General features: G+C 44.8%; 10 protein-coding genes. 9 read left to right on the top strand and 1 reads right to left on the bottom strand.

Features of this window, described 5'->3' with window-relative positions; genetic code table 11:
- The first annotated feature begins 62 nt into the window (after positions 1-62).
- The 8 genes from SDEN_RS10025 to SDEN_RS09990 all read left to right on the top strand — a co-directional run bounded on the left by SDEN_RS10025 (position 63) and on the right by SDEN_RS09990 (position 12,557).
- Positions 63-1,040, top strand: coding sequence for a hypothetical protein (locus SDEN_RS10025; RefSeq protein ID WP_011496360.1), 978 nt, complete (start codon positions 63-65; stop codon positions 1,038-1,040).
- A gap of 195 nt (positions 1,041-1,235) precedes the next feature.
- Positions 1,236-2,591 (top strand): hypothetical protein, encoded by a 1,356-nt coding sequence (locus SDEN_RS10020; RefSeq protein ID WP_041405755.1) that lies wholly within the window; start codon positions 1,236-1,238, stop codon positions 2,589-2,591.
- Positions 2,582-3,289, top strand: a complete 708-nt coding sequence (locus SDEN_RS10015; protein ID WP_011496358.1) for a hypothetical protein — start codon at positions 2,582-2,584, stop codon at positions 3,287-3,289. The genes SDEN_RS10020 and SDEN_RS10015 overlap by 10 nt, the downstream gene beginning before the upstream one ends.
- Before the next feature lie 700 nt (positions 3,290-3,989).
- Positions 3,990-6,851, top strand: coding sequence for a PAS domain S-box protein (locus SDEN_RS10010; RefSeq protein ID WP_083759649.1), 2,862 nt, complete (start codon positions 3,990-3,992; stop codon positions 6,849-6,851).
- 59 nt (positions 6,852-6,910) lie between these two features.
- A complete protein-coding gene (locus tag SDEN_RS10005) occupies positions 6,911-7,822 on the top strand; it encodes a response regulator (protein ID WP_011496356.1) in 912 nt (303 codons plus the stop codon).
- Positions 7,823-7,824: 2 nt separating this feature from the next.
- Positions 7,825-8,649, top strand: a complete 825-nt coding sequence (locus SDEN_RS10000) for a Crp/Fnr family transcriptional regulator (RefSeq protein ID WP_011496355.1) — start codon at positions 7,825-7,827, stop codon at positions 8,647-8,649.
- 216 nt (positions 8,650-8,865) lie between these two features.
- Positions 8,866-10,314 (top strand): ice-binding family protein, encoded by a 1,449-nt coding sequence (locus SDEN_RS09995; RefSeq protein ID WP_011496354.1) that lies wholly within the window; start codon positions 8,866-8,868, stop codon positions 10,312-10,314.
- Between the two features lie 455 nt (positions 10,315-10,769).
- Entirely contained in the window at positions 10,770-12,557 is a 1,788-nt protein-coding gene (locus tag SDEN_RS09990) for an ice-binding family protein (RefSeq protein WP_011496353.1), read from the top strand.
- Between the two features lie 195 nt (positions 12,558-12,752).
- Here the strand turns inward: SDEN_RS09990 and pabB are convergent, their stop codons facing one another.
- Entirely contained in the window at positions 12,753-14,282 is a 1,530-nt protein-coding gene (pabB, locus tag SDEN_RS09985) for an aminodeoxychorismate synthase component I (RefSeq protein WP_011496352.1), read from the bottom strand.
- A gap of 154 nt (positions 14,283-14,436) precedes the next feature.
- Between pabB and SDEN_RS09980 the strand changes: the two genes are divergently transcribed.
- Complete coding sequence (locus SDEN_RS09980; RefSeq protein ID WP_011496351.1) at positions 14,437-15,999, top strand: fumarate hydratase; 1,563 nt, start codon at positions 14,437-14,439, stop codon at positions 15,997-15,999.
- Positions 16,000-16,101 lie beyond the last annotated feature (102 nt).

Genomic DNA, 16,101 nt, shown 5'->3' with positions numbered 1-16,101 from the left:
GGAGAGTCTCCAGATTTTAAACTAAGCTTAAAATCTGAACAGACATTGACGAAGGTGAGCATATGCCACGCCCTAGAAGAAGTCAGGTGAGTGTGGAAGACACTCCTATGTACCATTGTTGTAGTCGCGTTATTCGCCGTGCTTTTCTCTGCGGCGATGATATGTTTTCTGGTAAAAACTACGACCACAGACGTGCTTGGGTAGAAGCTCAACTGCTTAAATTAGCGGAGGTTTTCGCGATTGATGTAGCAGCTTTTGCAGTGATGAGTAATCATTTGCATGTTGTGCTCAGTATCGACATCTATCAAGCTAACAGCTGGTCTGATGTTGAGGTAATAAGCCATTGGCATCAATTGTTTAAGGGTACTGATACAACCAAAAAGTTTGCTCAGGGTGAAACGCTTGAAGATTATGAACAGTTGCAGCTTAGTCACACAGTTGCTTTATATCGCAGCCGATTAAGCGATATTTCTTGGTTCATGCGCTGTTTAAACGAGCCAATAGCAAGACAAGCAAATCAAGAAGATAACTGCACTGGTCGTTTCTGGGAGGGGCGTTTTAAGTCGCAAGCTTTGCTTGATGAGGCTGCTGTACTCGCTTGCATGGCTTATGTCGACCTCAATCCCATCAGAGCCAAGATGGCAGATACCCCAGAGTACTCAGACCATACCAGTATTCAACTGCGAATAAAGGCTGCCTTGAAAGGAGAGCAACCTAATAACTTGCTACCGTTCATTGGCAATGAGCGTAAAAACCAACCCAAAGGTATTGCATTTGCATTGAAAGATTATCTTGAACTGGTTGACGATACTGGACGTATTATTCGCAACGACAAGCGAGGTGCAATCAGCACAAATAGCGCTAAGTTACTCACTCGATTGAATATCCCTCAAGAAAATTGGCTCAAACTTACCACAGAATTTGGTAAGTTATTTCATGGCCCCGTGGGCACACTTCAAGAGCTGACGCGCTATTGCGAGCATCTAGAAAAACGTCGCCGACACTTCGCCAGCTGTTGCCAGCACCTAAAAGCAGGCTGACTTCAAGCCTATTTCATAGGCTTTACCCTTCAAAATGGCCAACCAGAGAATGGCTTGGGTTACTCTTGCTAAAAATCACCGTTTTTCAGTCAAGTAACCCTTTTAAGCACATCCTTATTCATTTGTTCCCAACCATATTAGCCTTTTCGCTGTTCAGTGACTTACCGTGACTTGAGCGTAAACCCAAAGTGCATTATGTTGTTGTTTTATCATGGCTGGCCTGATTTATTGGGCCTGATTTATTGTGTGGCTGGCCTGATTTATTGTGAGCAAGTGGCCATGAATGCCTTTGGTAATTCCGTCGGCTCTGAAATCAACCGTAGCCAAGCAAAAGCAGGCATAAATCGAGTCGAGATGGAGAAAAATACTGCCAAGTTAGCGCAAGAGGTGAGCCGGAAAATTGAAGCTAGGGTGAATGCCCAGCTTGCGGCCTCTCAGGCTGCCGCTGAAAATCGCATGACGAAACAGTTAGCGACTGACACCGCTGGTAAACTTGCCGCACAAAATCAAGCTATCGAATCCAGTAACGAGGCCGACGTTGAACGCATGCAAAATGGACGTCAAAGTATTGCAGAAAAAGCCAATGTCACGAGTGCTGAATTAAAAGCCGATTTAGCAGCATTAACTGAGCGTCATGAAGCGCAGATGTTTAAGGTTAAAGAGACTCTGGCGAATGCCAAGATGTTACTTGGTGAAGGCACGGAAATTTCTCTGACAGATGTGCCAGTCCCTAACGATGTCGTACCTAGAGGGCCAGGACCTTGGGTTGACGGTTATGTTTTCCCAGATGGAGGGGAGAATAAAACAACAGACGTAACTTCAACAGCTTCACAACAAAATTGGTTGGAAAAAATAAATCAAAGTTGGGTTGATTTAGAAAACATATCCCCATATGTTAATGAGGCTATAGGTAGACAGTCAACTCCAGGCGCTATTTTTAATGTTGTCACTGGTTTACAAGAAGCTGTTTCAGCATATAGTGGTCAATCTGTTGTTAGCTCAAAGGGGAAATTTGGTGTTTTTGGTTATAATCAAAGTAATGTTTCATATGCGTTAAAAAAACCAGCAGGAACAGGTTTTGTGTATGGGACTATAGACCCTACAGCAGGTAAAAATGGTAAACCGGTAGTGAGTATGGGTTATGCCGCGAATAATTCTCAGGGTAAGCATCAGATGTGGAAGGCTGCTAATGTATTAACTCATGCACCATCCAATCTTGCTAGGGCTGCAGCTTCTGGTGGCCTTTGGGGGGCGCCATTGGCTGTCGTAGGAACAACTTTCCAGTATGCTATTGATGACAATAAACATTTTGCAAGCACTGAATTTGCAAAAGATGCAGGGCTTGATGTGATAAAAGGTGTTAGTTCTGGAGTTGTAGCGTCTTCAGCAGGGATACTAACAACAATCGCGGTAAGTGCAGCAGTCGGAGCCGCAGGGGGGACTGTTATTCCTGTTGTTGGTAATGTTATTGGGTTTCTGGTGGGTACTGCTGCGGGCATTTATGCTGCTTATCATGTTGAAGATGTATATAAAGAGGCTGGATGGCGTTAATTAATTCAGAGGTGAAAAAAGGTGTTTATCTTTCATCTGGTGTGTCAGTAATGGCTTTGTTTTTTGTGGGGATAGTAATGATCTACCCCCCATTACTTGATAATGTAGAACCATTACTGTTTTGTTTTTTAAAAACTTGGTGGCTCTTAGTTGCGCTAGGTGGTTTGTGTTTTATTTTTAATAACCGCTTAAATGTTGGATATTTGATTTGGACGAATATTATTACACTGTTTGCGTTGTCGTATAATGTATTGATGATAAACATTGTTGTCTCTTTCTACGGGATTGCAGAGTGGGCATATAGTATTTCAATGTTAGCATTAGTTTTTTTCTCTATATATCAACTGGTTATTCGATTTAAATCGGGTGGTTATATTGAATCGACTAAGAAACAGCGAGTGATACCAGGTACATTCTATTTTCATCCTGATAAACATGTCTCATTGTCATTAAATGGTGGGCGTTTTGACTCATTTTATGATTGGGCTGGCAAAGCTACAGCTGGATTGGTTGGTTTAAGTGGCGGTCTGGGGGCTGTAATTCAAGGCACTCCGATGCTAGGAGGTTTTTATGTAATCGCTTTATCTATATTCTCTTTATTATTTTCTTGGTTTTTGTTTAAAGTGTTTTTACCAGATTTAATTTTTTGTATTTTTGCAGGCTTGGATGGAATAAATAAGGATAGCCACAATAAATAGCATGATTTATTCCTTGTACTCTACTTAACTCAAAAAAGTTGTCGATGTTGGGAGTGTCGTGGTCAGTTAAATATGGCCACGCCCTCGAAGAAGTCAGGTGAGTGTTGTAATTTTTATTTAACATCAGACCATACTGTTGACGCAAATTCAGTCATGTCTTGAGTGACTTGAATTGTCGATATCCTTACCACTTAAGTTGTCTGTTACATAAGCTCACTATACCGAAAGGCGTCGTTGGCCTAGTGTTGTCATGCACGGCTTTTTCAGTATCAGACTAAAGATTGTATGTCGTCACCATATTCGTCATTAAGTACATAAGGGGGAAACACCAATATCTTGCACCTTAATCAGGGAATTGATATTTAGGTTAGAGTCCGAATATAGACTATGATGAAGGCACGCCATCATCTAGGCCGCAGACCCTTTGCTCATCTCCAACTTGGATTATTGCTAGCGAATTTTCTACTTTTTAAAATTAGACTTTGTGCTATCCCGCCAGACTTTATAGGGGTAGGTCAAGGGGCGTTTCTCAGCAAAGATTAAAAATTAGCGCTCATAGATAAGGGTTTATATCAGAAAATTCAAAACGATAAAGTCGGCTTCAGCCATACAAGACGGCGGAACTCACTCCCTAGTACCTGATCAGGTCACCGATCAGACATTCCAAAATGCTATCTATAATAGCCGCAGTTTTATTAGCATGACGACAGACCTTCACGGCATCATCCAACTGTTTAACATGGGAGCTCAACAAATGTTGGGGTATTGCAGTGATGAAGTCTGCAATAGGCTGTCCATGGCCGTCATAACCTTAAATGAAGAATTGGTCGCCCGCGCTGCAGCGCTGAGTACAGAATTTGGCGACAATATTGCGCCAGGTTTCGAGGCTTTAGTGTTCAAAGCCAAACATGATCTCGATGACATTAATCCACTGACCTTAATTCGTAAAAATGGCAGCCGCTTCTCGGCTATGGTATCAGTCACCAGCTTGCGTGATGCAACCGCTGCAGTCATTGGTTATTTGTTGATAGGCACAGATAACAGTGCTCGCAAGGAAGCCGATGACAAATTATGGCAGGCGTCCCAATATGCTCGAAGTTTGCTGGAAGCGAGCCTAGATCCGCTGGTCACAATTAACCTTAGTGGCAAGATAACTGACGTCAATGAGGCCTCCATTAAGGCAACTGGGCTGGACAGAGAAGCGTTAATAGGCACGGATTTCTCACATTATTTCACCGACCCCCATGAAGCCAATAAAGGCTATCGAGAAGCCTTTTCCAATGGTTCAGTGACAGATTATCCGCTGACAATACGCCACCGAAACGGTCGCCTTATCGATGTGCTTTATAACGCTTCGGTTTATCGAGATCACAAAGGGCAAGTGTTGGGATTATTTGCCGCAGCGCGGGATATTACCGCACGAAAGCGTGCAGATGAGGCGCTGCTCAAAGCAGGGGCGTTGCAAAATGCCATTTTTAACAGTGCTAATTTCTCCAGTATCGCCACGGATGCGAAGGGGGTCATTCAAATTTTTAACGTCGGCGCCGAACGCATGCTAGGTTATGCGGCTATTGACGTGATAAATAAATTAACCCCAGCGGATATTTCTGAACCCCAAGAAATCGTGATACGCGCTAGAGCCTTGAGTCATGAACTTGATACCCCAATTACACCGGGGTTTGATGCGTTAGTGTTTAAGGCGCGTCGAGGCATTGAAGACATTTATGAACTCACCTATATCCGTAAAGATGGCAGCCGTTTTCCGGCAATAGTGTCAGTCACCGCACTTCGCGATGCCCATAATAATATTATCGGTTATCTCTTAATAGGCACAGACAACACCGCCCGCAAGCGTGCTGAAGAGGCGCTACTTAAAGCGGGCGCCTTGCAGCGAGCCATTTTTAATAGTGCCAATTTCTCCAGTATCGCCACGGATGCCAAAGGCGTTATCCAAATATTTAACGTAGGGGCGGAGCGCATGCTAGGTTATACCGCCGCCGAAGTGATGGATAAAATCACCCCCGCCGATATATCAGACCCCAAGGAAATGGTGCTGCGAGCTGCACAGCTCAGTAAAGAGCTTGAAACCTCTATAGCACCTGGATTTGAAGCCTTGGTATTTAAAGCCAGCCGCGGCATCGAGGATATTTATCAACTGACCTATATTCGTAAAGACGGCAGCCGCTTTCCAGCTGTGGTCTCAGTGACCGCCTTGCGTGATGCTTACAATGTGATTATCGGTTTCTTACTCATAGGGACTGACAATACTGCGCGGATCCAAGTTGAGGAAGAAAGAGAGCAACTCACAGCGACCTTACAGGACAAAAATGCTGAGCTTGAATCCTCAAAGGCTATCGCGGAGAAGGCTAACCGAGCAAAATCGGAGTTTCTATCCAGCATGAGTCATGAGTTGCGCACGCCCCTTAATGCCATTTTAGGTTTTGCTCAGTTATTGGAAAAAGGTCAACCTACGCTGACCCATACCCAAGAAGTTAGAATTCAACAGATCATCAAGGCAGGATGGTATCTGCTATCGCTTATCAATGAAATCCTCGATCTAGCGGTAATCGAATCGGGCCGGTTGTCATTATCACGAGAGTCGGTTTTATTAATCGATGTCATCAATGAAAGTAAAGCTATGGTAGAGCCACAAGCACTCAAGCGTGAAATTAGGCTTAACTTTCTGCCTTTTTCCCATGCTTTGCATGCCAATGCCGATCACACCCGTTTGAAACAGGTGTTGATCAACTTGCTGACCAATGCCATTAAATATAATCGACAACACGGCACTATAACTGTGGAATGCACTGAGGTAAAAGCGATAGATAAACTGCAGGATCGCATTAGGATAACCATAAAAGATAACGGTTATGGTTTGTCAGAAGCCAATATAAGTCAACTTTTTCAACCATTTAATAGATTGGGGCAAGAAAGTGGCAGCCAAGAAGGCACTGGCATAGGTCTGGTTGTCACCAAGCAATTAGTTGAACTCATGGGCGGGACTATCGGCGTAAAGAGTCAGGTTGGGGTTGGTAGCGAATTCTGGATAGAACTGGCGCGGGATCTCACCCCTAATTTAGTCAACAACAGCAATGTACCTGCTGAATTGATGCCACAGATATCTGCAGAGGAAAGTAAATTTAGCTTACTCTATGTTGAAGATAACCCAGCCAATTTACTGCTAGTCCAGCAAATAATCTGTGATTTACCTAATGTGACTATGTTAAGTGCCAGAGAAGGCCATCAAGGCATCGCACTGGCACGGGTTAAGCAGCCAGATGTCATTTTGATGGATATCAACTTACCAGGGATCAGTGGTATTGAAGCTCTGGTTATCCTTAAAAATGATCCACTGACGGCTCATATTCCCGTGTTAGCCATCAGTGCTAATGCTATGCCCCGGGATATTGAGAAAGGATTAGCCTGCGGTTTCCTACGATATCTGACTAAACCCATCCGAATTTCTGAGTTTATCGAAGCGCTGAATTTTGCCCGGGCAAACTCGACGTTCACCAATGGCAATAATGAACCCGCAGATAATGATATTACCCTTAGCGAATAACTTTGGGTCATTTCATTTCGAGTCCTATGACTATTCCAACAAGGTATGATTTATGATTTATGATTTCTGAACAAGATATTCATCAGGCTCACATTCTGATTGTCGACGATCAGCAGGCTAACGTATTGTTATTGCAAGATATGCTTACGGAAACCGGTTATACGCGTATAGATTCAACGATGGACCCATTGACTGTGGTTGACTTGCATCGTAGCAATGACTACGACTTGATTTTACTCGATTTACAAATGCCTCTGATGGATGGTTTTGAGGTAATGAAGCAGCTGAAGCAACTGGCCATTAATGATTATTTGCCAATATTGGTTATTACCGCCCAACCGGATCATAAATTACGGGCATTGACAGCAGGAGCTAAAGATTTTATTGCCAAACCCTTTGATATTATTGAAGTCAATACTCGAATTCGCAATATGCTTGAAGTTCGTCTCTTGTATAAAAAACTCGAGAACTACAATCAGCAATTGGAACAAACTGTGCAGGAGCGAACCCTTGAATTAAAAGACAGTGAGGCGCGCTACCGGAGCCTGATTGAGCTAGCTTCAGATTGGTATTGGGAGCAAGATGAGCAGGGAACTTTTACACGTTTCTTAGGCCCGGTTCAGCAGATATTAGGGTTTGACTCCGAGGCTTTCCCCGACGGAAACCCTGTAGGTTATGAAGAGGCTGCAGAGTGTACGGGGTCTTTAACGAGTATGGAGCCCTCAACGGCTAAAGCTAAAGGTAAATCCAGCGGTTGGAATGAAGCGCAGCGCACAGAATTACAAACCATGATTGTCGCCCGCAAGCCCTTCCTCGATTACCTTTTAAGCCGTGTGAATGTCGATGGTACACAGCAACAATATCTGGTCAGTGGCGAGCCTATGTTTAATCAGTCGGCGCGTTTTATCGGCTACCGTGGTTTTGGGGTCGAGCTTACCACAGCCGCTGTTTTTCATAACGTGAGTCGCTAATTATGACGCTAATGAAACCAGCTGATGTGAGTCAGCGTCAATCGACCAGTGTATTGCACAGCTCATCGCACAGCCCATCGCAAAATCATTTGCTGGCGGCTCTGCCGCAGGTGGAGCTTGAGTCATTCAGTGACCATTTAGAATTAGTGCCTATGCCACTTGGAGAGTTTCTCTATGAACCAGGCTCTGGATTAGAGTACGTCTATTTCCCGACAACTTGCATTGTTTCACTGCATTATGTGCTTTCATCTGGCGCCACGGCCGAAACGGCTGGGGTCGGCAATGAAGGTGTCGTGGGTGTGTCTCTATTTATGGGGGGCAATACCACGGCAAGTTCAGCTGTGGTGCAGACTGCGGGTTATGGCTATCGCTTGAATAAGAAAATTTTGATGCGAGAGTTTGATCGTTCAGGTTTATTGCAGCGGGTGTTGCTGCGTTATACCCAAGCTTTAATGACCCAAATGTCACAGACAGCTGTGTGTAATCGTCATCATTCTTTAGAGCAGCAATTTTGCCGTTGGTTGTTATTGACCTTAGATCGCATGCCCACCAATGAGTTAGTCATGACCCATGAATTAGTGGCCAGCATGTTGGGAGTCTACCGCGAAGGCATAAGTCTTGCTGCTGGTAAATTGCAACAAGCAGGGGTTATTAGCTATAGGCGAGGACACATTAGTGTATTGGATCGGGCTAAACTTGAACTGAAGAGCTGCGAATGTTACCAAGTCGTCAAAACTGAGTTAGATAGATTATTGTCTGATGGTTTATTAGCAGATGCAAAATTTATCAAGACTAAGACCGATACCCAAACGAGCAAAACCCAGTAGCTGAATGCAATCTTCATCCGTGGCTCGGCTTTCCCACTAATAGTCCCATTCTTCAGGGACTTTTTTTTGCTCGCTTTCCCCAGATAAAAATTTTCCTTATGTATGCCGGCATACAGTGAAGCTGAATAGAGCCCTGTATAACTAGGCTGTCGATAAGGATCCAGTTAAACAGATATTCGTTTTTATCGGCATTCAATTACCAAAAGGATAAACCCAATGAAAGTGAACCACAGAATAGACAGCCGTAGCCTATGGATGACAAGCATACTGCTGACGACGCTTATGGCGGGTTGTAATAGTGATAATAACGAGCCAGCACAAAGCACACCTATCATCATTTCAAGCAATATTGCCGATCTGACCCTTGATGTGGCAACTAACTCACAAATTAGTGTCACGTTCAGTGAAGCCATGGATACGGCCACAATAAACGAAGTGAACTTTTCCGTAGCGACAGGCAATGAAGCGCCAATAATGGCAACTGTCAGCTTAGATAACGCCAGTAATACCGCAATTTTGACTCCTAGCAATGATTTTACTGCCACCACCCTATATACAGCTAAGATTAGCCGAGAGGTTAAAAGTGCCTTAGGGATCCCATTGGCGAATGAGCAAGTCTGGTCATTCACGACTGCAGCAGCGCCGGATACCACTGCGCCCTCCGTAAAGGCGACCTACCCGCTAAATACAGAGGTCAATTTTGCTATTAACCGCAGTATTACAGCTGAAATGAGTGAGTTTTTAGCACCAAACAGCGTGAACACTAGCAATTTTACCTTGTCGAATGGCATTACCTTAGTCACAGGCACCATCAACTACAGCAACACCACAGTGACTTTCCTACCTGACACTGACTTGGAAACCAATACCATTTATACCGCAACACTCACGACTGGAATAACTGATTTGGCAATCCCAGCGAATGCCTTAGCTGAAAGCTATGTGTGGAGTTTCACCACAGGTCTTGACGCTGCCGCGGGCCCCTATTTTGTTAACCTAAGATCTGCTGGCAACATGGCAATCCTTTCTAAGTCCGGTATCACTAATGTGCCGACATCCAATATCACAGGAAACATTGGGGCAAGTCCTATTACAGCCGCCTCCATGGACACGGTTTTTTGCAGTGATATTACGGGCATTGTTTACGGCGCAGATGCGGCGTATACCGGCAGTGGCGATAGCAGTTGTTTTGCAGGAACCGCACCTGATAACACCTTAGTAGCTAACGCAGTACTGGATATGGGCACTGCTTATGCCGATGCAGCAGGCAGAACGACCCCTGATTTTACAGAACTTTATGCAGGTGATCTCAGTAGTCAGACCTTATCCGCTGGTTTGTATAAATGGGGGACTGATGTATTAGTATCGACAGATGTCACTCTTAACGGCGGAGCCAATGATGTGTGGATATTCCAAGTAGCCGGCGATGTGCTAATGGCCGATGGCAGCAGCATTTATTTAACCGGCGGCGCACAAGCTAAGAATGTCTTCTGGCAAGTTGGCGGCGGCACAGGTGCGGTAATAGGCACCACGGCACAATTTGAAGGCATTGTTCTGGCTAAAAAGGGCATTACTGTCAATACGGGGGCAAGTGTCAACGGAAGGCTATTAGCCCAAACCGCAGTGACCTTAGATCAAAATACGATTACTCAACCCACCCAGTAATCCAAACCAATGTAAGCAAGAACAAGTGTTCAATTTTTTAAGGAAAAGTCCCGCTGGGACTTTTCCTTTTTTACATTATTCATGTTATTTAATCAGAATTGCCACTAACCATTTAATCGCCAATATGCCTCGGTTCGAGCGTTGTTTGCTCAAGGGAGAAACATGTTCGTTAATTGAAAAAAGTAGGGGCTATGTATGCCAGCATACAGTACAGCATGTTAATAAAGTGTATAAATAGCATTGATATTAAACAGTCTTAACACATTGAAAAAAAATGGGTTCAGCACGCCAATTAACTCATGGTGACTAACAATGAGTTTCTCGATTTAGCATTACAGCTTCAGATATTGAAAGTGAAACACATTTCCTAAGTGTTGTTTAGTTTGCCAGCAAGCGAAACGTTTTTTCAGTGGCGATCAATATCGTGAACGTAAAACACCTACAGGAACAAATTAATGAACACTACCCATACAAAAATCAGTCGCAGTTTATGGCTGACGACGCTATTGATGAGCACCTTATTATTCGGTTGTCGCAACAATGATGATACACCACCGGCACCTGAGCCACTCCCGCCTGTGGTGACTATTCCAACGGTAACGTCAGTTACCCCTGTGGATATGGCAACACAAGTACTAATAAATACTAGTGTCAGCGCAAATTTCAGTGAAGCCATGGATGCAGCAACTATCAATCTGCAGAGTGTTCAGTTGACGCTGGGTGCACAGCCGGTGGCAGGAGCTGTGAGTTTAGATGCATCAAGCAAGACAGCAGTCTTCACACCGTTGACCTCACTAGCCTCAAGTACGGCCTACACAATGACAATTACCAGTGCCGCAAAAAGTGCAGCGGGTCAGGCTCTAGCTGCCGATGTTGTTTGGAGTTTTACCAGCGGAAAAAGCACGCCAACAATCACACTGACCAATCCGCTAGACGCAGCAACTGAGGTCGCCATTAACCATAACCTCGTTGCCACGTTCAGCGAGCCAATGGATGTGCTAACCATAGATACCACAAGCTTTACACTCTCAGCCCCAAACGCAGTGCCTGTGATTGGTAGCGTCAGTTTGGATACCGATAGTAATAGCGCTATTTTTATACCAAACAGTGACTTTAACCCCTCTACGGTTTATACCGCCAGCATCACTACCGCGGCGATGAGTGCTGAAGGTATGCCATTATCCAATGATTATATCTGGCGCTTTACCACGGCAGTGATGACTGATGTTGTTGCCCCGACAGTGATTGAGACTGACCCACTGAATACCGCCATTGATTTTCCACTAAATCGCAATATAGTGGCCAAATTTAGTGAAGCAATAGCGCCAGCAAGCATTAACAATACGAGTTTCACCGTCACAGACGGCGTTAATCTAGTAGCGGGTAAATTAAGCTATGCGGGCACCTCAATTACCTTTAATCCCACTGAAGATTTAGCAGCGAGTACACTTTATACCGCTAAGTTAACGACAGCGATAACCGATCTCGCAACACCTGCAAACCCATTAGCCAGTGATTACGTTTGGAGTTTTACCACCAGCGCAGTTGCTGCAAAAGGTCCAGCCGCTGTTGATTTAAGAACTGCAGTTAACTTTGTTATTTTAACGAAAACGGGCACCACCAACGTACCCACCTCTGCAATCACAGGCAACATGGGGGCAAGTCCAATTACCGCTGCTGCCATGGATAATGTGTTCTGTCATGAAATAACCGGTATTATTTATGGTTCGAACGCCGCGTACACGGGCAGTGGGGATGTGAGCTGCTTTAAAGGCGCTGCACCAGATAATACCTTAGTCGCTAATGCTGTATTGGATATGGGCACTGCCTATAACGACGCCGCAGGCAGAACCTTACCTGATTTTACCGAACTGCATGCAGGTGATATCAGTGGCAGAACCTTAACGCCTGGTTTATATAAGTGGAGCACAGGTGTGTTGATTTCAACCGATGTCACCTTAACTGGCGCGGCCAATGATGTATGGATATTCCAAATATCTGGCGACATTACCCAAGCACCGGCCTCTAGGGTGATACTCGAAGGTGGTGCACAAGCCAAGAACATCTTCTGGCAAGTTGAAGGTGGTACTGGCGTAACAATAGGTACTACAGCCCATTTTGAAGGTGTAGTTTTGGCAGAAAAAGTAATCATAGTGAATACAGGTGCGTCAGTGATTGGACGCTTGTTAGCCCACACGGCAGTGACTTTAGATCAAAACACGGTTACTCAACCTGCACCGTAAAACGTGATGACGACACCTGTTGTTACAAATAGAGTGTAAGCGTACTCAAAAACGTCTCAGTACAATGCCAGTCAGTTAAATTGACTGGCATTGTTTTATCCATTTATTTGTAAGCTTGTTGTATTGCAGGCTCGAAGAATATAACACTTTTGATACGCAATATCTCATGTTAGGTATTTCGATGGCAGATGAGAATTACAGACTACTTAAAATGGGTAATATTTTACTCACCTTATCGAAACTTTCTTGGTATTCCGCTTCGACGTTGGAATCGGCGACGATACCGCCTCCCGCCCAGCAATAGATTTGAGGGTTATCCCTACCAGTGTTATCGACTCTCTCAGCCACTAAAGTGCGTATTGTGATGCTGGTGTCCATCTTGCCATCTTGACTGATGTAACCAATACTGCCGCAATAAAGGCTGCGTCTTGAGGGCTCAAGCTCTTCGATAATTTCCATTGCGCGAATTTTAGGCGCCCCTGTAATAGACCCACCAGGGAAGGCGGCTTGCAAGAGATCTGTCGCTGTGTAATTGGGTTTGAGTGTCGCTGTGACTGTACTGACTAAATGATGCACGGCCGGGAAGCTTTCTATGGCAAAGAGTGATGGCACAGCCACAGACCCAGCTTTTGCGACCTTGCCAATGTCGTTTCTAAGCAAATCCACTATCATGACGTTCTCAGCTCTGTCTTTTTCAGAGGCTTGCAGCCGAAACGCATTTAGCTTGTCTTCTTCTAAGGTTTTCCCTCTTGGCAGTGTGCCCTTAATGGGTTTGGTGCTTATGCTGTTGCCTTCAAGCTTAATAAAACGCTCAGGTGAAATGGACAGTAGGCTGTGATTTTCTAGGCGGATAAAGGCTGAGAAAGGCGCGCAATTAGCCTTTGATAATGCTTGATAGGCCTGCCATTCATCACCCTGATAGCCGGCACTAAAACGCTGAGTCAGGTTTATCTGATAGCAATCACCGCTGAGTAGATACTGCTGCACCCGATTGAACTTTTGATTATATTGCGCTTGACTGAGCTGACACTGCCAATCAGAGGTGAGTTTGAATGGCAGAGGAGCATTACTAAGCAATGCGTCTTGTAACGCGCCATGTAACGAACCTGGCTGACTAGTGGTTTTCGTTATTTTTAGATGAATATTTTCAATTGCTGCATCTAACGCTGCAGAACCTAAATAATGCGTGGCATACCAAGACTTTTCTTGGTGGGAATAAATCAAACAAAAGTCATAAAATCCGATATTAATTTCACTTAAGTGAATATCATTCATGGCAATGTCGGGTAAAGTTTCCAGCTGACGGCCTAAATCATAGCTAAAACTGCCAACGGCGCCGCCACTGAAGGGCAGGGTTGAATCGAAGCGATGTGGATAGAGTCTCTCGTTAAGGCTATTAAGAAAGCTAAGAGGGTTACTTTCGTTTGTCTCATTGTTGAATGCTTGCTTAATACGCTTGTCAAGTACGCAAAAATGGGATTGTGTGCCTTGGGTCACTAAGGTTGCTATGGGGTCAAACACTATTATGTCGAACTTGGCATCTAAGTGATTACTGCCTGCTTGTGTATCGGCAAGAGGTAAGCCAGTGCTTTTAGGTTCAGCTTGTGATGAAACACCCGAGTCGAGCAGAATAGCCCATGGTTGGTGTGAGACATGGCTAAACAAGGCGTGTGTGGTGATCTGCCAGTTTAATTTCTTTACCGCTAACTGAATATTGCCCCGCATTTGCCTGAATTTACCCTATCTAAAAATGTGATGTAGCCCCAAAAGAGCGGAAAGAGTATCATAATGAACTTGAAAGGATTAATACCAATTTTATTAAACTACTCTATAAGAATAATAAACTGTTCGGCCACTATGGCTGCTGGAGCGCCCCATTATGTCAGATTTAACTCATTCTTCTTCGGTTGTGATCAAACAAGCGGATTTCATCGAAAGCATAGAAGATGCCTTGCAATATATCTCTTACTATCACCCAAAAGATTTCGTTGATGCAATGAACTTGGCCTTTGAACGTGAAGAGAGCGCAGCGGCGAAAGATGCTATCGCACAAATCTTGATAAATTCCCGCATGTCAGCAGAAGGCAAACGTCCTCTTTGCCAAGACACAGGTATTGTGACCACCTTCGTTAAAGTGGGTATGGCAGTTCAGTGGGATAAAACCGACATGACCATTCAAGAAATGGTTGATGAAGGCGTTCGCCGAGCTTATTTAAACCCAGATAATCCACTACGAGCGTCAATCGTTGCCGATCCTGCAGGCACGCGCAAGAACACCCGAGATAACACACCGTCTGTGGTGCATATCGATATGGTGCCCGGCAATCATGTGGAAGTGCAAATAGCAGCTAAAGGTGGCGGCTCTGAAAACAAGTCTAAGATGGCCATGCTAAACCCATCCGATGATATCGCCGCTTGGGTTGAAAAAACCTTGCCAACCATGGGCGCAGGTTGGTGTCCACCTGGCATGTTAGGCATAGGTATTGGCGGCACAGCCGAGAAAGCAGCCGTACTTGCAAAAGAGTCATTGATGGAAAGCATAGATATCCATGAGCTTAAGGCTCGCGGCGCTGTGACAACAGAAGAAAAGCTGCGTTTAGATATTTTTGAACGGGCTAACAACTTAGGCATAGGCGCTCAAGGACTTGGCGGATTGACGACAGTACTTGACGTTAAAATCAAATCTGTGCCAACTCATGCTGCCTCAAAACCTGTGGTGATGATCCCAAATTGCGCAGCGACCCGTCATGTGCATTTTCATCTAGATGGCACTGGGCCTGCCGACCTTGCGCCGCCATCCTTGTCAGATTGGCCTGAAATCACCCGTGAAGCGGGCGAGAATACTCACAGAGTTAACCTCGATAACATCACCCAAGCTGAAATCGAAACTTGGAAGAGTGGTGATACCTTACTGCTCAATGGCAAAATGCTTACCGGCCGTGATGCGGCTCACAAGCGCATTCAAAGCTTACTTGAGTCTGGCGAAGGTTTGCCCGAAGGCGTCGATTTTAAAGGCAAGTTTATCTACTATGTTGGCCCTGTTGATCCAGTGCGTGACGAAGTGGTTGGCCCAGCAGGTCCAACAACCGCCACCCGTATGGATAAATTTACCGACATGATGCTGGAAAAAACGGGCTTGATGGGCATGATAGGTAAGTCTGAGCGCGGCCCACAAACTGTTGAATCCATCAAAAAACATAAAGCAGTCTATTTGATGGCCGTAGGCGGCGCGGCGTACCTAGTGTCTAAAGCCATTAAAAAATCTCGCGTGGTGGCCTTTGCCGATCTGGGCATGGAAGCTATCTATGAGTTTGATGTACAAGACATGCCTGTGACTGTGGCTGTGGATTCAAATGGCGTAAATGCTCATGAAACCGGCCCTGCGGTATGGAAAGTGAATATCGCTAACAGTAAAACAGTAAAGCTAATAGCTAACAGCTAACAGCAAGTTAAGTTACTGGATGTAATACACTGCGCTCGAGTCGCCCTCTATCATAACTTGATACAAGTAGAGGGTTGCTTGAGCGTTTTGTTTTGGCTAGTC

The sequence above is a fragment of the Shewanella denitrificans OS217 genome, from assembly GCF_000013765.1.
GTDB classification, from domain to species: Bacteria; Pseudomonadota; Gammaproteobacteria; order Enterobacterales; family Shewanellaceae; genus Shewanella; species Shewanella denitrificans.
This window is presented reverse-complemented; position numbering and strand designations above follow the sequence as displayed.

What these genes read in the sequence shown, in the direction of transcription:
- SDEN_RS10025 (WP_011496360.1), top strand. Translation starts at nt 63, where the DNA reads ATGCCACGCCCTAGAAGAAGTCAGGTGAGTGTGGAAGACACTCCTATG.
- SDEN_RS10020 (WP_041405755.1), top strand. Translation starts at nt 1,236, where the DNA reads ATGTTGTTGTTTTATCATGGCTGGCCTGATTTATTGGGCCTGATTTAT.
- SDEN_RS10015 (WP_011496358.1), top strand. Translation starts at nt 2,582, where the DNA reads ATGGCGTTAATTAATTCAGAGGTGAAAAAAGGTGTTTATCTTTCATCT.
- SDEN_RS10010 (WP_083759649.1), top strand. Translation starts at nt 3,990, where the DNA reads ATGACGACAGACCTTCACGGCATCATCCAACTGTTTAACATGGGAGCT.
- SDEN_RS10005 (WP_011496356.1), top strand. Translation starts at nt 6,911, where the DNA reads ATGATTTCTGAACAAGATATTCATCAGGCTCACATTCTGATTGTCGAC.
- SDEN_RS10000 (WP_011496355.1), top strand. Translation starts at nt 7,825, where the DNA reads ATGACGCTAATGAAACCAGCTGATGTGAGTCAGCGTCAATCGACCAGT.
- SDEN_RS09995 (WP_011496354.1), top strand. Translation starts at nt 8,866, where the DNA reads ATGAAAGTGAACCACAGAATAGACAGCCGTAGCCTATGGATGACAAGC.
- SDEN_RS09990 (WP_011496353.1), top strand. Translation starts at nt 10,770, where the DNA reads ATGAACACTACCCATACAAAAATCAGTCGCAGTTTATGGCTGACGACG.
- pabB (WP_011496352.1), bottom strand. Translation starts at nt 14,282, where the DNA reads ATGCGGGGCAATATTCAGTTAGCGGTAAAGAAATTAAACTGGCAGATC.
- SDEN_RS09980 (WP_011496351.1), top strand. Translation starts at nt 14,437, where the DNA reads ATGTCAGATTTAACTCATTCTTCTTCGGTTGTGATCAAACAAGCGGAT.